General features: G+C 67.1%; 23 protein-coding genes, 1 tRNA gene and 3 pseudogenes. 15 read left to right on the plus strand and 12 right to left on the minus strand.

Going from position 1 to position 23041, the window contains the following annotated elements:
• The 6 genes from D3105_RS13490 to D3105_RS13515 form a co-directional block, all read right to left on the minus strand.
• Window positions 1-125 (minus strand): mobile element transfer protein (locus tag D3105_RS13490; RefSeq protein ID WP_118903477.1); only part of this gene is annotated, 125 nt, incomplete at its 3' end.
• A gap of 3 nt (window positions 126-128) precedes the next feature.
• Complete coding sequence (locus D3105_RS13495) at window positions 129-314, minus strand: hypothetical protein (RefSeq protein ID WP_118903478.1); 186 nt, start codon at window positions 312-314, stop codon at window positions 129-131.
• Between the two features lie 18 nt (window positions 315-332).
• A complete protein-coding gene (locus D3105_RS13500) occupies window positions 333-1022 on the minus strand; it encodes a DUF2637 domain-containing protein (protein ID WP_103536238.1) in 690 nt (229 codons plus the stop codon).
• Window positions 1023-1101: 79 nt separating this feature from the next.
• Window positions 1102-1290, minus strand: coding sequence for a hypothetical protein (locus tag D3105_RS13505; protein WP_118903479.1), 189 nt, complete (start codon window positions 1288-1290; stop codon window positions 1102-1104).
• A gap of 87 nt (window positions 1291-1377) precedes the next feature.
• Window positions 1378-2727, minus strand: a complete 1350-nt coding sequence (locus D3105_RS13510) for an FtsK/SpoIIIE domain-containing protein (RefSeq protein WP_118903480.1) — start codon at window positions 2725-2727, stop codon at window positions 1378-1380.
• 2 nt (window positions 2728-2729) lie between these two features.
• Complete coding sequence (locus D3105_RS13515) at window positions 2730-3062, minus strand: hypothetical protein (RefSeq protein WP_007452857.1); 333 nt, start codon at window positions 3060-3062, stop codon at window positions 2730-2732.
• A gap of 138 nt (window positions 3063-3200) precedes the next feature.
• On the opposite strand from D3105_RS13515, the gene D3105_RS13520 reads away from it, so the two are divergent.
• The gene (locus D3105_RS13520) at window positions 3201-4067 is read left to right on the plus strand and encodes a GntR family transcriptional regulator (protein ID WP_118903481.1); all 867 of its coding nucleotides are present in this window, start codon (window positions 3201-3203) and stop codon (window positions 4065-4067) included.
• The gene (locus D3105_RS13525; RefSeq protein ID WP_118903482.1) at window positions 4057-4755 is read left to right on the plus strand and encodes an HAD family hydrolase; all 699 of its coding nucleotides are present in this window, start codon (window positions 4057-4059) and stop codon (window positions 4753-4755) included. The genes D3105_RS13520 and D3105_RS13525 overlap by 11 nt, the downstream gene beginning before the upstream one ends.
• 840 nt (window positions 4756-5595) lie before the next feature.
• Here the strand turns inward: D3105_RS13525 and D3105_RS13530 are convergent.
• Both D3105_RS13530 and dcd read right to left on the minus strand, forming a co-directional pair.
• Window positions 5596-6108 (minus strand): phosphoribosyltransferase, encoded by a 513-nt coding sequence (locus D3105_RS13530; RefSeq protein ID WP_118903483.1) that lies wholly within the window; start codon window positions 6106-6108, stop codon window positions 5596-5598.
• Between the two features lie 6 nt (window positions 6109-6114).
• The gene (gene dcd, locus D3105_RS13535; RefSeq protein ID WP_118903484.1) at window positions 6115-6690 is read right to left on the minus strand and encodes a dCTP deaminase; all 576 of its coding nucleotides are present in this window, start codon (window positions 6688-6690) and stop codon (window positions 6115-6117) included.
• A 558-nt stretch (window positions 6691-7248) separates the two neighbouring features.
• On the opposite strand from dcd, the gene D3105_RS13540 reads away from it, so the two are divergent.
• From D3105_RS13540 to D3105_RS13585, 10 genes and pseudogenes are all read left to right on the plus strand, one after another.
• Window positions 7249-7322: transfer RNA gene (locus tag D3105_RS13540), tRNA-Gly, on the plus strand.
• 406 nt (window positions 7323-7728) lie between these two features.
• Window positions 7729-12534 carry an RHS repeat-associated core domain-containing protein gene (locus D3105_RS13545; RefSeq protein ID WP_118903485.1) on the plus strand — a complete coding sequence of 1602 codons (4806 nt, stop codon included), beginning with the start codon at window positions 7729-7731 and terminating at the stop codon, window positions 12532-12534.
• Window positions 12535-12540: 6 nt separating this feature from the next.
• Entirely contained in the window at window positions 12541-12912 is a 372-nt protein-coding gene (locus D3105_RS13550) for a DUF6193 family natural product biosynthesis protein (RefSeq protein ID WP_118903486.1), read from the plus strand.
• Window positions 12913-13091: 179 nt separating this feature from the next.
• On the plus strand, window positions 13092-13235 hold the full coding sequence (locus D3105_RS35300) for a hypothetical protein (protein WP_240646890.1): 144 nt from the start codon (window positions 13092-13094) through the stop codon (window positions 13233-13235).
• A gap of 367 nt (window positions 13236-13602) precedes the next feature.
• Window positions 13603-14300, plus strand: a pseudogene (locus D3105_RS13560) (restriction endonuclease fold toxin); the annotation flags it as partial.
• A 5-nt stretch (window positions 14301-14305) separates the two neighbouring features.
• Window positions 14306-14701, plus strand: coding sequence for an Imm7 family immunity protein (locus tag D3105_RS13565; RefSeq protein ID WP_030815686.1), 396 nt, complete (start codon window positions 14306-14308; stop codon window positions 14699-14701).
• 501 nt (window positions 14702-15202) lie between these two features.
• Window positions 15203-15451: a type II toxin-antitoxin system CcdA family antitoxin gene (locus D3105_RS13570; RefSeq protein WP_118903487.1), complete on the plus strand. Its 249-nt coding sequence runs from the start codon at window positions 15203-15205 to the stop codon at window positions 15449-15451.
• Window positions 15448-15849, plus strand: a complete 402-nt coding sequence (locus D3105_RS13575) for a DNA-binding protein (RefSeq protein WP_118903488.1) — start codon at window positions 15448-15450, stop codon at window positions 15847-15849. The genes D3105_RS13570 and D3105_RS13575 overlap by 4 nt, the downstream gene beginning before the upstream one ends.
• A 324-nt stretch (window positions 15850-16173) precedes the next feature.
• Window positions 16174-16521, plus strand: coding sequence for a transcriptional regulator (locus D3105_RS13580; RefSeq protein ID WP_118903489.1), 348 nt, complete (start codon window positions 16174-16176; stop codon window positions 16519-16521).
• Window positions 16518-16856: pseudogene (locus tag D3105_RS13585) on the plus strand (hypothetical protein); the annotation flags it as partial. The gene D3105_RS13580 and the pseudogene D3105_RS13585, both read left to right, overlap by 4 nt.
• A 37-nt stretch (window positions 16857-16893) precedes the next feature.
• Here D3105_RS13585 and D3105_RS13590 read toward each other — a convergent pair.
• Entirely contained in the window at window positions 16894-17865 is a 972-nt protein-coding gene (locus D3105_RS13590; RefSeq protein ID WP_118903490.1) for a CU044_5270 family protein, read from the minus strand.
• Window positions 17858-18490, minus strand: a complete 633-nt coding sequence (locus tag D3105_RS13595; protein ID WP_118903491.1) for an RNA polymerase sigma factor — start codon at window positions 18488-18490, stop codon at window positions 17858-17860. The genes D3105_RS13590 and D3105_RS13595 overlap by 8 nt, the downstream gene beginning before the upstream one ends.
• Before the next feature lie 124 nt (window positions 18491-18614).
• Here D3105_RS13595 and D3105_RS13600 point away from each other — a divergent pair.
• From D3105_RS13600 to D3105_RS13610, 3 genes and pseudogenes are all read left to right on the plus strand, one after another.
• Window positions 18615-18913: pseudogene (locus tag D3105_RS13600) on the plus strand (hypothetical protein).
• A 278-nt stretch (window positions 18914-19191) separates the two neighbouring features.
• Window positions 19192-19470: a hypothetical protein gene (locus tag D3105_RS13605; protein ID WP_240646892.1), complete on the plus strand. Its 279-nt coding sequence runs from the start codon at window positions 19192-19194 to the stop codon at window positions 19468-19470.
• Between the two features lie 586 nt (window positions 19471-20056).
• Window positions 20057-21436: an FAD-binding oxidoreductase gene (locus tag D3105_RS13610; protein WP_206272729.1), complete on the plus strand. Its 1380-nt coding sequence runs from the start codon at window positions 20057-20059 to the stop codon at window positions 21434-21436.
• 202 nt (window positions 21437-21638) lie between these two features.
• Here D3105_RS13610 and D3105_RS13615 read toward each other — a convergent pair whose 3' ends face one another.
• Window positions 21639-21857, minus strand: coding sequence for a hypothetical protein (locus tag D3105_RS13615; RefSeq protein WP_240646893.1), 219 nt, complete (start codon window positions 21855-21857; stop codon window positions 21639-21641).
• 62 nt (window positions 21858-21919) lie between these two features.
• Window positions 21920-23038 (minus strand): fatty acid desaturase family protein, encoded by a 1119-nt coding sequence (locus D3105_RS13620; protein ID WP_118903494.1) that lies wholly within the window; start codon window positions 23036-23038, stop codon window positions 21920-21922.
• Window positions 23039-23041 lie beyond the last annotated feature (3 nt).

Genomic DNA, 23041 nt, shown 5'->3' on the forward strand with positions numbered 1-23041 from the left:
GAGAAGTTGCAGCCGGGGGCGGTGCAGGCGGCGGTGTGCTTGGTCCGGCCGCGGCCGTCGTGGTGGGTGCCGACCTGGACGGGGCCGACGCGGAGCACGTTGGTGAAGCGGTTCGGGCGGGCCATGGATCAGTCCTCCTGTCGGAGGCTGTTGCCGGAGAACTCGGCGCGGATGCGGGTGGCTTCGGCCGGGTCGGTGGTGCGGTCAGCCGCCTCTTCCGCGAGGAGCCGGGCCAGGGCGGGGCGGCCGGAGTCGGCCATCTCCCGGGCGGCGTCGAGGTAGTCGGCGGGGCGGTTGAAGTTGAACAGGCCCATGCTGTTGTCCCTTTCTGATCAGGCGAGTTGGGCGGTGATGGCGTCCGCGAGGGGTGCGGGGACGCCGAGGCGGGCGCGCAGGGTTGCGGGGTCGATCCGGTTGCCGGTGGTGGCGTGGTGGGTGTCGGCGAGCTTCCGGGCGTGGTCGAGGAGGGCCGGAGGAACCGACACAGCCGGTGCCGTGACCGGGACGGGCGCCGGTGCCGGGGCCGCCTCAGGGGCAGGTCCGGGCGAGAGCTCGGGGGTCGGGTCGGGAGCCCGTTCCACCGTCACGTCCGGGACCGGTTCAGCGGCCGGAGCGACCGGCGATGCAGCCACCACGGGGGCGGCTTCAGTCTCAGTCGGCGCAGCCTGAGGGCTGTGGACGAGGAGAGTGCCGCCGAGGAAGGCGAGGGCGGGCCATCCGGCGACGAGGATGCGCAACCAGGCCGGGACGTCACCGAGGTCGAGGAGTCCGGCGGTGGCGACGTTCGCGCCCAGCGACGCCGCGAGGGCGATGACGAACCAGGCCCAGGCCGCACGGTTGTCCGCGGTGGTGCGCATGCGCCGCCAGGCCGCGACCAAGAGCAGGTCCACGCTGACGGGGTAGGCCCAGGCTTTCCAGCCATCCTGACCAGCCGCTTCGGCCAGGTCGTGCAGGTGGGCGAAGGACAGAGCACCGGCGATCACGGCCTGGATGAGTACGGCGTCAATACGGATGCGGGACACGGGTTCACCTCCTTTCGAGGGGGCGAGGCCGGGGCCGGGCGGGACACGGGGTTCACCGCCCGGCACCGGGGCAAGGGGGTCAGGCGTCGGGGTTGGTGCCGGAGCCGTAGCAGTTGAGGCAGAGGCCGTCCTGCTGGCCGACCGGGCGGCGCTTGCGTCCGACGCGAACCGTGGCGGAGACCATCCCGGACCCGTCGCACGGCGAGCAGACGGCCGGGGCGGGCGGGGTGTTCTTCGAGGGCTTGGTGATGGTCCGACGGGTGGCCATGGCGGTGGTTCCTTCCGGTTCCGGGCATGGGCGGGATAGGGACCTGGCGCGAAGCAGTCACGCCAACTGGACTCGCAGGTGCAGGAGTTAGCCGGTTGCCGGGCGGGGCTTGAGGAGCGGGGAGCCCGGGGCCGGGGCGGTAGAAACGGCCGGCCGGAACGGCGCCAGAGCGGCAAAGTGCGGGGTGAGGTGCGCGTACTCCCGGCAGACGGCCACGGCATCGGCGGGGGTCATAGCGGGGGTGCGGATGCGGGACCAGCCCCCGGAGGAGTCCCCGGCCACCGCGACGCCGGGGCGATCGGGGGCGATGGTGGTGGCGGCGAAGACCGCTTCGGGGGCGATGTCCCCGAGCGCCATTTCGGCGGTCTGCTTGTCGTTGACCCGGTGCACCACACGCCCGGTGAGCTGAGCCCGCAGGGCGGTTGCGCCCTTGCCGAGGTCGGAGCCGAAACGCTGCCCGCACACCTCCAGGAAGATCCCGACCGCGCGGGCCATCTGCGCGAGCCGGATCATCCGCATCACCATCCGGTCCCGCCGCTCCTCGTCCTTCTTCGCGGCGACGAGGAACAGCTCCGCGACCTCATCGACCAGGACCACCAGCGGAACCGGCCGAAGTTTCGCGGGCAAGCCCCAGATGTCCGGGACACCGTGAGCACTGAGGAGGTCGAAGCGGTCTTCCATTTCACCGACGAGGGCTTCCAGGAGGCCATCCGCTTCATCCGGGGTGATCGCGAGGGCGGAGAGGCGGGGTGCGTAGCCGCGCTGTTCCACACCCCGTTTGCAGTCGATGCCGACCAGGCCGACCGGGAGCTTGGCGAGTCCGGAGATGAGGTTGCGCTGATACATCGACTTGCCCGACTGGTTCGCCCCAACGGTGAGGGCGTGCGGGACCTTCTGGTAGTCCCGGACGAACGCCGAACCGTCCTCCCGCAACGCCACCGGCACGACCAGCGGGCCAGCGGTGAGCTTGGGCGGGAGTCGGCGGGGCATCTTCACCCGGCGCAGCACGTCGTAGCCGGTCATCCGCAGTTCCACGAACCCCGGCTTCACCTCCACCACGTGCACCGAGTGGACGCCCCAGGCGTGGCGGAGCCGTTCCGAGGCGGCGGCCACGTCGGCAGGCTCCAGACCGGCCGGAAGGCGAAGCGTCGCCCGCATGCCGGTGGTGGAGTAGCGGACGCGGCGGACCTGCGGGGGAACGGGCTGGACTTCCTGCCGGGCGACGTTGCGGACCATGAACGCCCGCAGGCGGGACGGCTGGACCGTCAGCCCGCACACATCCATCGTCGCCCGATACGTCACCGAGAAGCGGACCCGGGCGACCGGGGCACCGACCAGCGACCAGAACACCCGAGGAGACCGGGCCTTCGCGTAGCCGAGGCCACCGGCGGCCGATAAGGCCCCCGCAACCTCGATCACCGTGGATAGGTCCGACATGATCAGGCACCCAGCGGGGTCACAGCGACCGCGCGGAAGCTGATCCCGTGCCGCGTCTGACCGTTGAACGTGTTCTCCCAGTCCCGGGCCTTGAGGCCGACCACCGTGACCGGGGTGCCGGGGGCGAGGTTCTCCGGGACGCCCGTGTTCGGCACGGTCACCTGGTAGAGGTTGCCCTCACCCTCGTCCGCGACCAGCAGGCCCACCGTCGCGAGCGGGGCACCGGTCTCCCGGTCGATCGCGATCTCACCGGTCTGCTTGCTCACGAGCTTCGGCGTCGGAGGCGTCGCCACGAACACGACAGCGGTCGAAACGTCGATCTTGAAGGACGGCATGAGCTTGCTCCTCAGACAGAGGCGACTGACTTGGCTAGCCTTCTTGGCTGCATAACCAACGTAAGCAACGCGGCTAGTAATGTCAACACCTAACTGTCTGGCTGTCCCAATGTCGGGGTCTCCGCGTACCATCGCCCCATGACCTTCGTTCCCGATCCCCTCGACCCAGACGATGACCGGCCGCCCTACGAGCAGGTTGCGAGCAGCCTCGGAGCAGCAGTCCGGACGAGGAAAATCGCACCAGGGGAGAAGCTGCCGTCGCAGAAGGAGCTGACGGAGCACTACGGCTTCGCGCGCGCGACCATCCAGCGCGCACTGCGGGACCTCGAAGACGAAAGGCTAGTGGTCTCCCGCAAGGGAAGCGGAGTCTTCGTCCGCAGCCGGACGGAACGGCCGGCGGGCCTACGTCCTTACGTAGAGCAGGCCTTTGCCGCCACGGACGTCACCATCGACTTCGCCGGGTTCTCCAGCGAAACCCTGCACGGAGCGCTGCAAGAGCCGTTGGACAAGATCCGGATCGGCAGGCTGACACCGGCAAGCATCAAGGTCCGCATACTCGTTCCGGACATGGCTGTCCCCCAGGCAGCTCCGGTCCGCCGTGAGGACTGCGGCGACGACGAACGGCTCCGGTCCCGCATGCACGACATCATGGTCGGGTACGCCCGCAGCATCCGTGACTCAATGGCGGAGCTGAGTCACCTGGGCTTGGTCCCCGAGACGAGCGTTGACGTCCGAGTCCACAGTGGTACGCAGTTCTTCAAGCTGTACGTGATCAACGGAGCAGACGCCTTCTTCGGCTACTACCCGATCAAGCCCAACAAGGTTGTGGCACAGGGCGATCCCATCGAAATCTACGACCTGGTTGGGAAGGACACCGTCCTCTTCCACCACTCCGTCAACGACAGCGAGTCGTCTAGCGGCACGCAGCAGGTCCAGCAAGCTGGCATGTGGTTCGACAGCGTGTGGAACAGCATCGCGAGGGGATTCGACCTTGATGGACACTGACGACCTGGCCGCAGCGCTTGCCAGCACTACCGTGGTGCTTTTCGACTTCGACGGCCCCATCTGCGATGTGTTCGCGGGGCGCCCGGCGGACCAGGTTGCAAGGGATCTCACCGAGCTTGCAACCGAAAGCAACCCGGAGCTGGAAGGGAAGCTGTCCGGCATCGATGACCCTCTGGAGGTCCTGCGGCTGACGCACGAAGCGGATGATGCCGCTGGACTGGCAATCGAGAGGGCGCTCACCACAGCCGAGGTAGAGGCTGTAGGGGTGGCTGGAGACCCGGTTACCGGAGCCGTTGCCTCTCTGAAGGCAGTTCGAGCGTCGGGGAGGGGAGCGGCGGTGGTGAGTAACAACTCCGCGGAGGCCGTCAGGGCATTCCTTGATCGACACGGGTTGTCGGAACACGTGCTCACAATCGTTGGAAGGCCCGAAGGGCATCCGGAGCTGATGAAGCCGAACCCTCACTCGCTGATCGCAGCGGCTGAATGGTTGGACGTCGACGTCTCCTTGTGCGCCTTGATCGGCGACTCGCTGACAGACATCCAGGCCGCCCACGCGATCGGCAGTGCAGCCATCGGCTTCGCCAACAAACCGCGCAAGCATCAACTCTTCGTCGAGGCAGGAGCCGAAGCGGTAACCGACTCCATGCAAGCCATCGCCCAGGCGATCAGCCCCCAGCCGGGCACCTGACTACTCACGTCGCCCGGAGTTGTTACAGGTTTCTCTACCTCATCAAGGCACCCGGCTGCGCTCCGCTCCGCCGGGCGCGCTTCCCGGCTCTGGCTGCGCCCGCNGCGGCCCAGGGCGTCAAGGTCGTTCGTACAGTGGCGCGCTCCACCTTGACGCCCTGAACCACGACCGCTCCACGGTGTGTGGGTCGAAGGCGGACGGGATGGGAGCCGAGGTGAGTGGTGGGTATGGGAAGGACGGAGAGTTACACATCGTCGGTCCACAGGGCCACCGGGGACCAGATGGGGCCAGCCAGGACCTGCGGGCTATAGTCTGGGCTATAGACCTGCAAACTATGTTCTCAGTGTGCAACATTCAACGGACAGAGTTTGCGCAGGTCACACAGGCTGGCTCCAAGCAAAGAAGCCCAGCCTCGGTGGGCAAGACCGAGGCCGGGCTCATCGCGTGGAGTCGTTAAGCGGGTCCGGCCGACTAAGTAACGGCCGGGCCCGCTTTGCTGCCCGTGCCACACCGTCCGGCTCACCGCCTAGCGTTTGACGCGCTTACCGCGCCAGCTGCTCCACACAGCCTGCGAGTGCCGCGATCGCGGAGAGTGCTGCGATCAAGATCTCGGCCTTCGTCGGGCTTCGCCTTGGTTCGCGCGGTTGCTCTTCTTGATCATCTGGCTTTCGCAGATCTGCCATGTCGACTTCCGATCCGGTGAAACCAACCCCGCGTTAGCAGGGCCTTCGGCTCTAAGGTCCGAAGCTCAGGATGGACCGGAAGTGGACGGCAGAAGCATATCGGTCGGCACCGACAAACCACGTACACACGGAGAGCCGTACCGACGCTGGAACTCCCCTAGAGCGCCTCCTTGTTGGGCTTGGAAGCCTCACCCGACTTGTGTACTGGAGGCAAGACACTCCAGGGGAAGTTGATCCATTGATCGGTCTTCTTCCACACGTACTCGCACTTCACGAGGGAGTGGGACTTCTCGTAGATGACGGCGCTGCGCACTTCGGCGACGTGGTCGACGCAGAAGTCATGGACGAGCTTGAGGGTCTTACCGGTATCGGCGACGTCATCGGCGATCAGAACCTTCTTCTCGGAGAAGTCGATCGCATTGGGGACGGGCGCCAGCATGACGGGCATTTCCAGGGTGGTCCCGACCCCGGTGTAGAACTCCACGTTGACGAGGTGGATGTTCTTGCAGTCGAGGGCGTAGGCGAGCCCGCCGGCGACGAACACGCCACCGCGAGCGATGCTCAGCACCACATCGGGCTCATAGCCATCATCGGCAACGGCCTGGGCGAGCTCGCGCACGGCACGCCCGAAGCCCTCGTAGGTAAGGTTTTCCCGCACGTCAGTAGCCATGGTCGATCACACCTGGGTCCGATGGAAGTTCTGGAAGGACCGCGAGGCCGTCGGCCCCCGCTGCCCCTGGTACCGCGACCCGTACCGCTCGGACCCGTAAGGGAACTCAGCGGACGAGGTCAACCGGAACAGACACAGCTGCCCGATCTTCATCCCGGGCCACAGCATTATCGGCAGCGTGGCGAGGTTCGACAGCTCCAGGGTCACGTGCCCGGAGAACCCGGGGTCGATGAACCCGGCCGTCGAGTGCGTCACCAGACCGAGCCGCCCGAGCGAACTCTTGCCCTCCAGCCGCGAGGCCAGATCGTCGGGGAGCGAGATCACCTCGTACGTGGACGCCAGCACGAACTCGCCGGGGTGCAGGATGAACGCCTCATCCCCCTCGGGCTCGACGGTCCGCGTCAGATCGGGCTGTTCCACCGCCGGATCGATGTGCGGGTACCGGTGGTTCTCGAACACCCGGAAGTAGCGGTCCAGCCGCACGTCGATGCTCGACGGCTGCACCATCGAAGGGTCGTACGGATCGATACGGACTCGCCCGGCGTCGATCTCGGCCCGGATGTCCTTGTCTGAGAGAAGCACGCCCCGAGGATACGCAGAACGCGCGAGCCCGCCCCAACCGGACCACCCGCGCGCCCCTGCTCCACGTCTCTGCGACTACTGCTCCACTACCACTCCGCTACCGCCGGCAACTGCTTCGCTACGACTACTGATACCGCTGCCGCTACCGTTACCGCTTCTCGAACGCCACGGGAACGGCCTGCCGCAACCGGGCGCACCGGGGACACCGGATCAACCGCCCCGGCCCGATCCTGTCGGCCCCGAGCTGCTGCATCGGGAACGACGAGGTAGTGAAAACGTGCCCTTCGGCACAGCGGACGACGGTGCGCTCCATCGACTCCATCAAGTCCCTTCCCCAACCACATCTGGACGAGAACGCCACATTAGGGGATGAACAGGACGCCACTCCACGCGGCACTCCGACCACCCACGCTACGCCCCCAACTCCCGCCCATCACACCCCCGTCCATACTTCACCCCTCCCCGTGCACACGACACGAAGGCCCCACGGCGCATCCGCCGGGGGCCTGGCATGGGGTACAGTGTGGAACGATGCAGAGCCGGTGATCGGCATGCTTCGCGGGTGTAGTTTAATGGTAGAACATGAGCTTCCCAAGCTCAGAGCGCGAGTTCGATTCTCGTCACCCGCTCCACGACTGAGGCCCAGGTCATCGACCCGGGCCTTGTTTGTTGTCTCAACCTGTTCAGGGTGTCGCACACCAGATCCGGGCCAGGCAGTGTGCCCTCGTGCGACTCGGACAACACCGGCGACCCTCCGGGCAGCCCGCCTCGACCGCTTGCGTCCCCGCAGGCGCCCGCGGAGGTCCCCTCCCACCGCCTCGCCGCCCGACGCCGCCACGCCTCGCTGCGATAGCCCGGGCTCCGGGCGTCCACGGCCTCACCTCGCAACTGCCCGCTCGTCCGTGCCCGCCGACCGTGAACGATCTTGGTATCGCGGTGCAGGAATGAGATCCTGTTCGCATCTGCATTCAGTGAACGCAGCTTTGCACGGGGGGACTTCGCACTGTGGCTGTAACCGTGCCCGATTGGGCCGACACCATGCTTGACCTCATCGGGATCAACTGGCCGAACGTCGACGAGGACGCATACCGGGACATGGCGGATGCCCTCCGGGAGTTCGCCGACGACGTCGAGGACGACGGTCACCTTGCCAACCAGCACGTGCAACGTCTGCTGTCCTCCGGAAGCGGCGAAGCCCTCGACGCGCTCAAGGGCCACTGGGGCAAGGTCCAGAAGAAGCACGTGAAGGACCTGGCCGGCGGAGCTCGTACGATCGCCGGCGCCCTGGACAACGCGGCCACGGCGATCGAGGCCATGAAGTACGCGGCACTCGTCCACCTGGGCGTGCTGGCCGGCAAGGCCGGCATCTCCATGGCGCTGATACCGGTGACCGGCGGGCTCTCCATGCTCATCGGCGGGGCGGCCATCGCGGTCGCCCAGCAGGCCATCCGCCGGATCATCACGGAGTGCATGGAGGAGGTCGTCGGTTACATCGTCTCCGCCCTGACCGAGCCGGCCGTCGCCGCGCTGGAGAGCATGGCCGCAGACCTCGCCGTACAGGTCGGAGCCAACGCGCTCGGCCTCCAGGACGGCGTCGACATGAACCAGGTCGGCCAGTCGGGCAAGGAAGGGTTCAAGGAAGGGGTGGCGGGGGCCAAGGATTCGCTCCAACTCGCTTCGGCCGGTGGCTCCGGTCCCGGCCCCGCGCCCGGCAAGGGCGTGCACATCGAGCACGCGGAGCACACGCGCGCCGGTACCCAGCTGAACCTGGTCAGCGTGAACGTGCACGGCAGGACCGCGGGCAAGCTCTCCAAGGCCAGGACGCATCATGGACGAAGTCGAGGCAAGGACGACATCGCCGGCGCCCTGGACCCCGTGATCGACAAGGCCATGAAAGCGCTCGGCAAAGCCAACAAGGCCATGGGCGACCACGTCGGCAAGGCACTACCGAAGGCAGTAAAGGAGATCTCCGACAACCAGAAGAAGATCGAACTGGACATCAAGGAGATGATGTCCAAGGGCGTCAAGGTGCAGAAGGGCGACGAGAGAGACCGTTTGCGCCCCGATGCACCCCGGAACTCCACCCGCACCAAGGCCGACGCGCTGAAGAACGCCAAGGACGAGCCGCGCCGCAACGCCATCTCGTTGGAGAAGAAGACCTGCGAGAACGACCCGGTGGACGTCGCCACCGGCGAGATGACCCTCCCGCAGACCGATCTGGCCCTGCCCGGAGTCCTTCCCCTGGTCCTACGCCGGACCCATCTCTCCGGCTACCGCTACGGCCAGTGGTTCGGACGTAGTTGGGCTTCCACGCTGGACGAGCGGATCGAGCTGGACCCGGTCGGCGGGGGCGCGGTGTGGTCCCGGGAGGACGGTTCGCTCCTCGTCTATCCGCGGCTGCCCCTGCCCGAGGACGACGACGGGGTGCTCCCCGTGGAAGGCCCCCGGCTGCCGCTCCGGCACGGAGGCCAGGGCAACGGCGAAACCACCTATCTCGTCTCCGACCCCCGTTCAGGGCTGACGCGTTCCTTCCGCGGCGGCCCGTACAACGCGTCCTCCGCCTACTGGCTCCGGGAGATCGAGGACCGCAACCTCAACCGGATCGACTTCGCCCGCCTCGGGGACGGCAGTCCGACCGCCGTCGTCCACTCCGGGGGCTACCGGGTCGCCCTGGCCGTCGAGGACTCCCGCATGCGGGAGCTGTCCTTGCGTACACCGGACGGTCCCGTCACCGTCATGCGCTACGGATACGACCCCCTCGGCAACCTCGACGCCGTCATCAACTCGTCCGGGCTGCCCCTGAGTTTCACGTACGACCCCGACGACCGGATCACCTCGTGGACCGACCGTAACGACTCCACGTTCCGCTATGTGTACGACGATGCCGGCCGCGTGGTCCGCACGGTCGGCCCGGACGGCTATCTGTCGTCCACGTTCGCGTACGACGTCCATCCGGACACAGGCGACCGCTTCACCCGGTACACGGACTCCCTCGGCGCGACCAAGGTCCACCAGTTCAACGACCGGCTCCAGGCTGTCGCGGAGATCGATGCGCTGGGCGGCGCCATCCACCGCAGCTTCGACCGGTACGACCGGCTGCTGTCCCGGACCGACCCCCTCGGGCGTACCACCACGTACACCTACGACGATCGCGGAAACCCGGTCCGGGTCGAACACCCCGACGGCACCATCGCCCGGGTCGAGTACAACGAGCTGAACCAGCTGGCCGCCGTCACCGGCCCCAACGGCGGGACTTCGCGGCAGGAGTACGACGACCGGGGCAACCCGACGCTCTTCACCCGGCCTGACGGGTCCACCACCCGGCTCACCCACGGCCCGCAGGGCCAGCTCCTCGGAGTCGACGACTCCCTGGGCGCGCTGGACCGGCTGCGCTGTGACGCGGCCGGTCTGCCGCTGGCGGTGCGCGGGCCACTCGGTACGGTCACCCGCTACGTCCGGGACGCATTCGGACGCCCGGTGCGCATCACCGACCCCCAGGGCCGCACCACCGAGCTGGAGTGGACGGTCGAGGGAAAGCTCGCCCGCCGGACGGACCCCGACGGCTCGCAGCAGTCGTGGACGTACGACGGCGAGGGCAACTGCCTTGCGCACACTGACGCAGCGGGCGGGGAGACCTGCTTCGAGTACACCCACTTCGATCTGGTCTCCGCCCGCACCTCACCGGACGGCGCCCGCCAGGAGTTCACCCACGACACCGAGTTGCGCCTGACTCGGGTCACCAACCCCCAGGGTCTGACCTGGGATTACACCTACGACGCGGCAGGCCACACGAGCGCGGAGACCGACTACGACGGCCGCACCCTCCGCTACTCCCACGACGCCTGCGGCCAACTCCTCTCCCGTGCGAACGGACTCGGCCAGACCGTCCGCTACGAACGCGACCTCGCGGGCCGCATCACCGCCAAGGACGCCGACGGGAGCGTCACCCGCTTCACCTACGACATCCACGGCCGCCTCGCCTCGGCGACGGGGCCGGACACCGACCTCTCCTTCGTCCGGGACAGCTCGGGCAGGGTCCTCCGGGAGGTGTGCGACGGCCGCGAACTGGTCAACACCTACGACGAGACCGGGCGGCGCACCCGTCGCGTCACCCCGTCCGGTGCCGTCAGCTCCTGGTCCTTCCCGGCCGGCCGCACCGCCGAGCTGAGCGCCTCCGGCCACCGGCTGGGCTTCCACTTCGACGAGACGGGTCGCGAGACCGGCCGCCGGATCGGTGACGCGCTGACCGTCGACCTCGCGTACGACCCGGCGGGGCGCCTGATCGACCAGCTCGTCCGGACGACCGGTGACCGGGTCCTCCAGCGGCGCACGTACACGTACCGCCCCGACGGTCATCTCGCCTCGGCCGAGGAGCTGACCGGAGGCCGCAAGCGGCTGGAGGTCTCCCGTGACGGCCGGGTCACCGGCGTCACGGCGGAGAACTGGTCGGAGCGGTACGCGTACGACGAGGCCGGGAACCAGACCAGTGCCTCCTGGCCCGGTGCGGGCGACGCCTCCGGGCCGCGCGAGTACGCCGGAACGCGCATCACCCGCGCGGGCCGTGTCCGGTACGAGCATGACCCCCAAGGCCGGGTGATTGTGCGCCAGAAGACCTGCCTCTCCCGCAAGCCCGAGACCTGGCGCTACGGCTGGGACGCGGAGGACCGCCTCGTCTCGGTCACCACGCCGGACGGTACGCGCTGGCGCTACCTCTACGACGCCCTGGGCCGGCGCTCGGCCAAGCAGCGCCTGGCCGAGGGCGGGGCGACGGTGGTCGAGGAGGTGACCTTCACCTGGGACGGCGACACCCTCTGCGAACAGACCACGTCCACGACGGGCTCCCCGGATTCCGTCGCCCTCACCTGGGACCACGACGGCGTGAAGCCGGTGACCCAGGTGGAGCGCCGGCTCGTGGACCAGGCGGAAGTCGACAGCCGCTTCTTCGCGATCATCACCGACCTCATCGGCACGCCTCGTGAACTGGTCGACGAGCAGGGCGAGGTGGCGTGGCGCACCCGTTCCGCCCTGTGGGGGGCCACGTCGTGGAACCGCGACGCCGGCGCGTACACCCCCCTGCGCTTCCCCGGCCAGTACTTCGACCCGGAATCGGGCCTCCACTACAACCGCCACCGCCATTACGACCCCGAGTCGGGCCGCTACCTCTCCCCCGACCCGCTCGGTCTGGCCCCAGCCCCGAACGCGGTCACCTATGTCGACGACCCGACGCGGTGGATCGACCCGCTGGGGCTGGCGCAATGCCCACATCGGGGCGGGGAGCACAAGCACAGTGTGGTGCTGGGCATCAACAAGAAGCCCGATTTCGCCTCGAACTCCCTCGCCGAGCATCTCCGCGCCAACGGTGATCCGGGAGCCCACACCTATAACGGGGACGACTATGCCGGAGTCGAGGAAAGCGGGCCGGTCTGGATGACCAACGTGATGGGGGCCATCGGGGATCGCGGTACCACTCTGTCGATCACACTCGACGGAATGCCCAACAGCAGTGGCAGGATCGGGAACTGGAGTTCACCTGAGGATATTGTAGACGCTTTCCAGAACGCGGCACGGAATGGAGCTCCGTTCAACACCCTGCACGAGGACAACTACCCCGGCCAAGGCCACGGCACAGCATGGGAGATGAGCGAAGTAGCCTACGCAGTGCGCAATTACGATGGGGCAGCCGCTTGGGGAGACCCGGAAGACGAACGTCCTGGGCGACCGTGGGAGGAGATATCGTGGTATACGCGAACCGAGGAGGGGGGATACAGAGAAGTCAGCGTACCCAAGCCGGACATTCCCGAGATACAACCAGACCTGTCGAACCTACCGGCACACTTGAGGTAATAGATCATGGCGAGCAACGAAAAATCCCGAAGCGCGGCAGATATCGTGGCAGCAGAGTGGTCCGATATCCTGTCCTACGACAGGGACCTCATCAATCCGGCCGTTCCCCGAGCTGCTTACCAGCACCCGTCGCTGCGCGAGCTCTGGCCCATGGTCAGCCACGGCGTCCTGTATCTGAGCCGGTGCACCCGGTGGCCCTGGACGAACGATGTCGGTACGGCCTACCCGCTGGTCGAGGGTGGATACCGAGTGCGTCGCAAGTCCGACAAGTCCCTCCTCGGCGTCGTTGACACCGTCGAAGAGGCCTACGCATTGATCGCCGCCAGTCTTCCCGACGATTGCGGGCCTGCCGTCGACGGAACCCCTGACGATCTGTGATTACACCGTCGGGAGCAAGGATGCATCCCTATGCGCGGCTAATCTCGTGGCGGTACCGTCATCTCAGAACATGCCCGCCGAAGGCAGTGACCTGAGTATGAGCGCCCGTGCGGAACTGATCACGGCCGAAGACCAGTACTTCCGGGGGATCGGCGCCGATGCCTCGCTTTCCGCACTGCATGGCCATCCGACCTCTGGCCTCTACAAGCCCCGGCGGCCCCCACATCGTGGACCTGGCCAGTGGACGCGGCTGGCTCATCTACACCTTCATGCAGCGCCACGCCGATCCTCAGATCATCGTCACCGAAGCCTTCTGGGCCTGACGTCTACGCCACCCGGGGCGTCAGCAGCACAGGTGCCTCCCGTTCCGATATCCGTCACCCGCTCCAGCACAGAAGCTCAGACTGACGCCCCACGGTCGACGTGCCCCATCCGTGCCCAGCAGAGCGGACAACAGCGGTCAGATGCAGCACTCAGAGACAAGGGCCCATCCACCTGCCGGCTGCAAATCCCCAGCTCAGCCCCCTCCTGGCAGCCAAAGAACCGCTGATTCCCAAGCTCAGAGCGCGAGTTCGATTCTCGTCACCCGCTCTTTGATGAAGGCCCTGGTCGGAGACCAGGGCCTTTCTTGTGTTCGGGATCGGCCCGACTGTGGAGGCTATGGGGACGGCTGGAACTACGGGGTTGTGCCAGTGCGAGATCGACACACGGTTCTTCGCCATTGCCACAGACCTCATCGGCACCCCCACCGAGCTCTTGGACGACCAGGGCGGTATAGCTTGGCGCAGCCGCACAACCTTGTGGGGCACCACTACATGGAACGCCGACGCTGCCGCGTATACGCCGCTGCGGTTCCCAGGTCAGTATTACGACCCCGAGACGGGCCTCCATTACAACTACCACCGCTATTACGACCCGGAAACGGCCCGCTACACCACCCCCGACCCGCTCGGTCTTGCTCCGTCCCCAACCCCGCCGCCTACGTGCACAACCCGCACACGTGGAGTGATCCGCTCGGCCTGTCGCCCTACGAGAACAACGGCGGACTCGGCCAGTTGGTCAAGATGCACAAGCCGGATCCTGCAGCCGATGCGTTGGCCGAGCGGCTCGGCGGTGAATCTCGGGTCAAATTTGAGACCGATCCGAAGGGGCGTGAAATCGATGCAATCAGCGATGAATACGTCGCGCAGTCGAAGCCGGGAGGAATGCAGATGGGAAGCGCTCTACGAAACCAAGCGAAGGTGACTTTCGAGTATGCTATACAATCCGGCCGGACACCGTACTTCCACTTCGACGGCGAACCAGGACCAGGCGTGGTCAACAAGCTGAAGGAGTACGGCCGCCGTTATGGAATCGAACCCGTCATCGACACCACACCCCTGGAGTGAGAGCCGTGTACGAATTTCACGGTTGGTTCGGCATTGCCGAGTCGCCCGAAGAATCGGATGCCGGAAATCTTGATGCGGGAATTGCGGAACTGAGTGTGAAGATCAGGAATATCGACTGGGCTACCGGCGAAGTCGCCCTGAAAACGCACAACGGCGAGTTCTTCGTCATTGCCAACGGGCTGATGAACCGCCGCCGCGACGAGGCAGAGGAGCTGGACGAACTCCTTCACCATATCTGTGCCCGATTCCCCGGGTCCTGGGGACTGCTCTACGAACGTTCACCTGAAATGGAGGCACCTCCAGGACAGGGCGCCTTTCGCGTTCGAGTGATGGCCAGGGGACAAATCCACCTTCGTTTGGACCCTTTTCTGTCACCCGTGCAGCCGGTCATCGAAGACTGACCCAGGGCCAGAGCGAATGCGCCCGGCCATAGAGGCGATGAGGCCCCCTCGCTGCCCCACTCGGCCCGTACGACATGCAAGGTCCAGCCGGGTCCGGCCGACTTGGCCGTAAGGGCCCTTCGGCCTTACCCCCCGCTCGTGCCCCATCCGTGCCCAGCAGAGCGGACAACAGCGGTCAGGTGCGGTCTCCACAGACCATAGCCATCTAAACCGTCTCGCGGGAAAGCACAGGTCAGAGCCGCTTCGGTGGCTCAAGCACCGCTGATTCCCAAGCTCAGAGCGCGAGTTCGATTCTCGTCACCCGCTCCACGCCGAAGGCCCTGGTCAATGACTGGGGCCTTTTACTTACCGCCCAACAGCACCGGCCCGGAGCGTCACTCGCCAGGAACAGCCAGTGAGCAATCGCCCCTGTGGCTGCCCCTCGAGCATGCGACCGCAGGCGTCAAGGCTGGGGACCAGAAGCACGAGCTAGTGCGTGCATACTCCAGTATGCTTGGGCTCATGTCCTCGACGACTCGCATCACCGTCACGCTGCCCAGCGACCAGGTGGCGGAACTCCGCAAGCTCACGGACAACGTCTCCGGGTACGTGGCGGAAGCCGTGGCCCGCCAGATCCGGCACCAGCTCCTGGGCGACGACCTCCGCCGCCACGAGGAGGAGCACGGACCCTTCAGCGATGAGGAGCTCGCCGAGGCACGCCGGAAGATCTTCGGCTCCGCCAGCTCCTCCACGGGCGCGGACGCCGCGTGAGCGAGCGCGTCGACACCGTCGTCCTGGACTCGGAAGGACTGTCCGCCTGGATCGCGCAGGACCGTAAGCTCCTCGCCATGCTGCAGGTCTTCCACGACATGGGAGCCGACCTGGTGATCGGTGCGAACACCATCGTGGAAGTCAGCCACTCTCGTACCAACATGCCTCGCCTGAACTGGGCTCTCTCCCGCGTCAAGGTGGAGCCGGTCACCGAACAAGCGGCGAAAGCGGCAGCGGAACTCCTCAAAGGTGCCGGGCTGCACGGACACAAGTACGCCATCGACGCCACAGTCGCCGAGGTAGCACTGCGCCAACCGAAACCCGTCGCCCTGCTGACCTCCGACGGCGACGACATGACCAAACTCTGCGGAAACCAGGTCCGCATCATCCCCCTCTGACGAGCCGGCCCACCCCGAGCACAGCCCCTGGCAAGGCCCGCCGCACCCCTAGCCTCGTGCGCCATCCGTGCCCAGCACTGCGGACAACAGCGGTCAGATACAGCTTCCAGAGACCATGGAAATCCAAGCTTCCCCGCAGGAAGCCCCAGGTCAGACCCCTTCCAGCAGCCCAAGCACCGCTGATTCCCAAGCTCAGAGCGCGAGTTCGATTCTCGTCACCCGCTCCACATGAAAGCCCCAGGCCAGCGGCCCGGGGCTTCTTCGTTCAGGTCACCCTGGATGCATCCGGTCGGCTTCGGTGGCCTCTCCCTGGATAATCGGCGTATGGCATCACAGCCCAGCCTTTCTGATCTCCGCCGTGCCAAGTTCGCCCGGCGAACGCCCGCAGCGCTCTCCGAGCTCGTCGGCCCCGAGCACGGCACGGTGCGCCTGCCACTTCACCTCGCATGGTCGGGGCTGACCACGTTCGACCTCGACCAGCCACGGCTGCGGATGAGCTATTACCGCATCGTGTTGGCCGAGGGCCAGCACGACGACCTGGTCCGGTACCTCAACCGCGGCCTACTCGTCAGCTTGTGGCCCACACTGCGCACACTGATCAGCCGTGATGTCCGTGAAGTCTGGGAACGCTCCTTCCATAAGCTGGCTCACAGCGCCCGGGCTGCTGCGTGAACCTCACCGACCTGCACCGTCGCCTGCTGGCTGATGTACTCGCCGTAGGCGGTGCCTACCCTCTGGCGCTTGCCGGCGTCAAGCAGTTCAGGCACACGGCCTGGTCGACCGGCTCAGCCAGGACCTCAACGTGGCGACCGAGAACCCCGATCGCGTGGAGGACATTGCTGCTGCCGCGCGCTGGCCCGGAACAACACGGCTGGCAGGGCAGCGCTCTGGAAACAGACCCGCTCTCCGCGCGCCTGATCGTCACCGATCCCGTCAGTCACGAGAAGTGCGGGGTCGACATCCTCAAGGAAGCGCTCCGGCGACCGTCCGTACACACCGACCACGGTCCCGGCGGCCCTGTGGGGCCCGCACCGTGACAGGGGGCTACGGTCGCTGCCTCAACCGGTCGACGATCCCCCACTCGACTACATGCGACAGCTGGGCGTATGTCTCCTTCCCCGAGGCCGAGGTCCGCTCGTCGCGGAAGCCCAGGAACTCGTACGACACCGGGTCGAAGATCAGGTACTTGCTCTTGTAGGACCCGCGCCCGGTATGGGCGATCCCCACGCCGGTCCTCCCCGCGGAGTCCTGCACTCCCGGGATCGTCTTGACGCCGGGCACATGGGCCAGCGCCTCGTATGCCGCGGGGCGCAGGCCCTGGGGCAGTACCGGGTTCTTCAGGAGCTCGCCGAGCAGCCAGTAGGCCTCGTACCGATGGGGTTCGTCGAGATCGCCGATCGACCGGCCGTCGGGTCGGGAGCCTGCGGAGAGAATGGCCAGGACGAGCCTTTCGGGGTCTTGGGGCAGCTTCTTCAGCTCGCTCCACTTCCGGGGTGGCCACACCCCGTTGCCCTTTCCTGCGGGCTCCTCCCACATCTCGCGGCCCAGTTCCATGGAGAGGGAGGGCTTGGAGACACCCACCGAGTCCCACATCTCGTCGGTGTAGGTCTGCACCTGTCCGGTCTTCTGCTCCGTCTCCTTGATGATCCGCTTTGAGTAGATGAATTGGTCGTCGCGCGGCGCCACCGGCTCCCTTTCCTGCTCTCGCTCCCACGCCGCCGCCCCGTTCAGCACCGTGACGGCGGCGTACTCCAACCGCGGAGTGCTCGCGGCCGGTGCTCCGCCCTCGCCGGAGCCGTCCGTACCGATCAGCACTGCCGTCCCCGTGACCGCCGTGGCGACCACCGCGGCCGCCACGAAGCGCAGTGCATGGCGGCGGCTGAGGCCGGTGCCGGTGCGCTTGTCCGCGTGGGCCATCGCGTGGAGCAGCCGGTGCCGGGCCAGAGCCTTGGCAGGGCCGTTGAGCGGGGTCGCGTCCGCGTCCCACTCCCTCACGAGTTCGAGTTCGTCATTCATGGTCGGATACCTCTCGCAGTTCCGTCGGGTTTGATCCGCCCAACGCTTCGCGCAACTTGCCGCGAGCCCGGTGTAGCCGTGATCTGACCGTGCCCACGGGGATGCCGAGGGCCTGGGCAGTCTCCTCGTAGCTGAGATCGCCCCAGGCGACCAGCAGCAGCACGTCCCGGTGGCGAGCGGGCAGCGAGGCAAGCGCCGCAGCCAGCTCGCGGCGTACGGCCCGCGCCATCACCCGGTCCGCTGCACGGTCGGCCAGCGGCTCGTCGTGGTCGGTGAGGGCCGGGACCCGGGCCATGGCCTTGAACCGGCGGGCCTCGGCCCGCCGGTGCCGGCCGATCAGGTTCGTCGCTATGCCGAACAGCCAGGGCTGGGCGTCGGTGCCGGTGCCGCGGGCCGGGTCGTAGCGATGGCGCTGCTGGAATGCGGTGGTGAAGGTCTCCGCCACGACGTCGTCGGCGACCTCGTTACCAAGGCGGCGGGCCGTGTAGCGGTGCACGGCGTCGGAGTGCCGGTCGAAGAGCGCGGCAAACGCCTCGGGCTCATCCCGGGACCGCGCGATCACTGAGGCGTCGCTCTCTGCATCGGCACGCGCGGTGCCGATGCAGACACCTGGTCCGATGGCCATCGGGGCTCCTCTCGTCCCAGGGACGATGCTCGGCTACTGGGGCTTTCACCGGTCCTTCGCCCCTCGCGCCGAAGCGGTTCCCTCGGCTCCTCCGCAACACCGTGGTCTGCGGATCTTCGACGGCATGGGAGCCGACCTGGTGATCGGGGCCAACACCATTGCGAAAGTCAGCGACTCACGCACCAAGATGCCTCGCATAACTGGGCCCTCTCCCGTGTCAAGGTGGAGCCGGTCACCGAGCAGGCGGGAAAAGCAGCAGCGGACCTTCTGTCAGGTGCCGGACTGCAGGGGCACACGTACGCCATCGACTCCACGGTCGCCGAGGCCGCCCTGCGGCAGCCGAAACCCGTCGCCCTCCTGACCTCCGACAGCGACGACATGACCAAACTCTGCGGCAACCAAGTCCGCATCGTCCCTCTCTGACGCGCCGGCCCACCCCGAGCACACCCCCTGGCGTCCAGGCGCACGGCCCGGTCGATCGGCTCAGCCAGGACCTCGATGTCGCGACCGAGAACCCCGATCACATGGAAGACATTGCCACTTCCGTGCGAAGGGGCCTGGAACAGCGCGGGGGGGGGCAGGTCCCGTTCTACCTTGACGCCTGAGGATTCACGCCGACCGCGGCCCGCCTCCTCGCCCTCTGACTTTTCGGCCGTCCCGTCCCCGGCCGTACCATACGGCCCTACCTACAGGGAGGTGTCGTGAAGCGACGATGGAAGTGGATGCTGGTCTGCAGCGTTCCCGCGCTCGGGTTCTCGGGGCTCGCCGTCGCGGCGCTCGTGGCGTTCGTCGCCGACGGCCCGACGGCCGAGTTCTGGTTCCCCACCAAGGGCTCGGACAGCATGATGAGCGCCTGGGGCGCGTCCCTCTCCTATGCCCTCGTGGCGGCCCTCGGCTTCGCGATCGCGTGGTCCCTGTCGGAGGGCGCCGAGCGGACCGGACCGGCGGATGGCGAGGACCCGCCCACCGACGCCCGCTGACACCACCGGCGAACGAACACAGGGCCCCCGCCCACGGAGAGGCTGCGGGCGGCCCCTGTTCAGGCGTGTGGGCCAGTTCTTGCCCCGGGCCTGAGCTCGACTCCGGCCATGGCCAGGCAATCCGCACGATCGGCGTTGCGCCGAGTCGGGTGTCAACCGGGCCCGTGGCGCACGGCTGTCCGGCGGATCCCCCTGCACTGCGCCCGGCGACTCCGCGGCATCGTCCCGGCCCCGCCCCTCGTGGCGAGTACACAGCCGCGTGCCCTCAGCGATCACGCTCAACTCCGGCCACGGGTGCCGCAGGAGGGCGGATCGCTCGCTGACCTCTGATCCTGGACGTACAAGGCCGACCACCGGGGGGCAGGGCGGCGAGACCTTCCGAGTCGCCCATGCCGCCGGCCTGGTCCTTACCGTTGGTGCCGCGTGGATGTTCCCGAGGCTGTCGAGTTGAGCATCCGACTCATGGGCGTAGCGTGAAAGGGAACCAGGCCAGGCGCAGCCGGGTCGGAGAGTGGCCGGGGGAGCATGGGCCGATCGGTGCTGAGGGCTGGGTATCTCGGGAGCTCGCGGCAACGACGCGCAAGGAGTGAGGTTGGTGAACAACTCATCGATCGAACAGTTGCGGGAACGCGCACGGGGGCCGGTAGTCACTCCCGACAGCGATGGCTACGACGAGGCGCGCAAGGTCTACAACGCCATGATCGACAGGCGACCGGCTGCCGTCGTGCAGTGTGCCAATGCGGGCGATGTCATGGCTGCGGTCGATTTCGCACGTGAAAACGAGCTGGACCTCGCGGTGCGAGGTGGTGGGCACAGTGTGCCCGGCTTCGGAACCTGCGACGACGGCGTGGTGGCCGATCTGTCCGGCATGCGAGGCGTCCGCGTCGATCCCGAACGACGGACCGCGCGTGCGGACGGCGGAGCGACCTGGGGCGACTTCGACGCGGCGACGCACGCGTTCGGTCTGGCGACCACGGGCGGGATCGTCTCCACCACCGGCGTCGCGGGACTCACCCTCGGTGGCGGCATCGGATACCTCACCCGCAGCCTGGGCCTGAGCTGCGACAACCTGATCTCGGCCGACGTTGTGACTGCGGAGGGCAAGCTACTCGTCGCGAGCGAGCAAGAACACGACGACCTCTTCTGGGCCATCCGCGGTGGCGGCGGCAACTTCGGCGCGGTGACATCGTTCGAGTTCCGGCTCAGTCCGGTCAAGGACATCTATGGCGGGCCCATCCTGTACGAGTTGGAAGATGCCGGCACGGTTCTGCGTTCGTTCCGTGAGCTCATCGCTGACGCCCCGGAGGAACTCAGCGGCTTCCCCGCCTTCCAGATCGCCCCACCTCTGCCGTTCATACCTGAGAACCGGCACGGCGACACCTTCATCCTGATCGTCGCGTGCTGGTCCGGCCCCATGGATGAGGGAGAGCGCGCCGTCCAGCGGTTCCGCGATATCGCACCGGTGGTTGCCGAGCATGTAGGCCCGATGCCGTACTCCGCGCTCAACAGCGCGTTCGACGCGCTGGTGCCGCCTGGCCTGCAGCATTACTGGAAGGCCAACTTCGTGACAGAGCTCAGTGATGCGGCGATCGCAGCACACCTCGATCACGGGCCTCGGCTACCCGCCATGAATTCGACGGTCCACATCTACCCGATCAACGGTGCCTGCCACCGCGTGGCACCGCAGGACACGGCATTCGCCTACCGGGATGCCACGTTCGCCACCGTCATCGCCGGAATGTGGCCGGACCCTGCCGACAACCAGGCCAACACCGCCTGGGTGCGTGACTACTACCAGGCCACCGCTCCGCACTCGGAGGAAGGCGGGTACATCAACTTCATGGCCGAGGACGACCAGGACCGGATCAGGGCCAACTACCGGGGCAACTACGAACGCCTCGTGGAGGTCAAGAGGGCTTACGACCCCGGCAACCTGTTCCACGTGAACCAGAACATCAAGCCGTAGGGGTGACCGGCGTTCGCATGGGACGGGGGGATGGACGTACCTGAGCGGCTGGGCTCACCCGAGGCATCGCCCGGGAGAGGCAGGCGCGAGCACCCCCACTCGTGAACGTTGCGCAAGCGGGTGGCCCGCCGGATCCGGAATCAACTGCTGTGCGAGGACCGGTGACGACTTGACCAGACTCCTCGGTCCTGGACTCGGTAGGTCAGCCCAACAAGGGCCTGCCGCGCCGCTCCCGGCCGTGCTGGTACCAGCGACCTGCTTCGATGCCGTGCAGGCCACCGGGTGACGTGCAGCCGAGCCCCAGGGCGCGCACCAAGTGCAGGTTGCGGGCTGCGAGTTGCTGGGCCAGGCGTCCGCCCGTGGACGTGCCGTAGACGTCGGCCCGGTGGACACCGAGGTCCCGGGCAGCAGGGAACTCCACCGGCCGACCAGGCCGTCGTGTCGCAGCGGTGACGTCGCCGAGGGCTGAGGTGCGGCGGGAAGTCAGGCAGCGATGAGGTCCTGCTCGCGGTCCGGCGTTCCGGCCTTGGGCTGCTTGTTCGGCAGTGCGAGCCGGAAGACCTTGTGCCACGCGGAGAACACCTGCTTGGGCAGCGGGCCGGTGACGTACTCCAGCTCGTACTTCTCGAACAGTGCGCGCACCTTCACCGCGACCTCGGCGTACCGGTTGCTCGGCAGGTCCGGGAACAGGTGGTGCTCGATCTGGTGCGACAGGTTGCCGGTCATGAAGTGCATGGCCTTGCTGCCGCTGATGTTCGCCGAGCCCATCATCTGGCGCAGGTACCACTGGCCGCGTGTCTCGCCCGTGATCGACCGGCGCTCGAAGACCTGTACGCCCTCGGGGAAGTGCCCGCACATGATCACCGAGTGGGTCCAGAGGTTGCGGACCAGATTCGCGGTGAACGTGGCGGCGAGTGTGGGGAGGAACGAGGGGCCCGACAGCAGCGGGTGGATCACGTAGTCCTTGAGCACCTGCTTGCGGATCTTGCGGCCCACGGCCCTGGCCCGCGCGCGGAACTCCGGGTTCTTGCGGCGGCGCTTGTGGAGGTTCTTGCCGAGCTCCAGGTCGTACGCCGCGATGCCGTACTCGAAGAAACAGGCGTTGAGGAAGTTCCACAGCGGCTGACCGAGGTGGAAGGGGTGCCACTTCTGGTCCTCGTCGACGCGCATGATGCCGTAGCCGAGGTCGTTGTCCTTGCCGATCACGTTGGTGTACGTGTGGTGCAGCTCGTTGTGCGAGTGCTTCCACTGATCGGACGGCGAGACGTGGTCCCACTCCCAGGTGGTGGAGTGGATCTTCGGGTCGCGCATCCAGTCCCACTGGCCGTGCAGGACGTTGTGGCCGATCTCCATGTTGTCCATGATCTTCGCCACGGACAGCCCGGCGGTGCCGATCAGCCACGCGGGCGGGAAGATCGAGAACAGCAGCACACCCCTGCTGACCAGCTCCAGCTTGCGCTGCGCCGAGATGACCCGCCGGATGTAGGCGGCGTCCTTCTCGCCGCGGTCGGCGATCACCTCGTCGCGGATGGCGTCCAGCTCGCGGCCCAGTTCCTCGATCTGCTCCGCGGTCAGGTGGGCGGTGGGGTCGATGGCGGTCAAGGT

The sequence above is a fragment of the Streptomyces globisporus genome (genome assembly GCF_003501885.1).
Classification (GTDB): domain Bacteria; phylum Actinomycetota; class Actinomycetes; order Streptomycetales; family Streptomycetaceae; genus Streptomyces; species Streptomyces globisporus_D.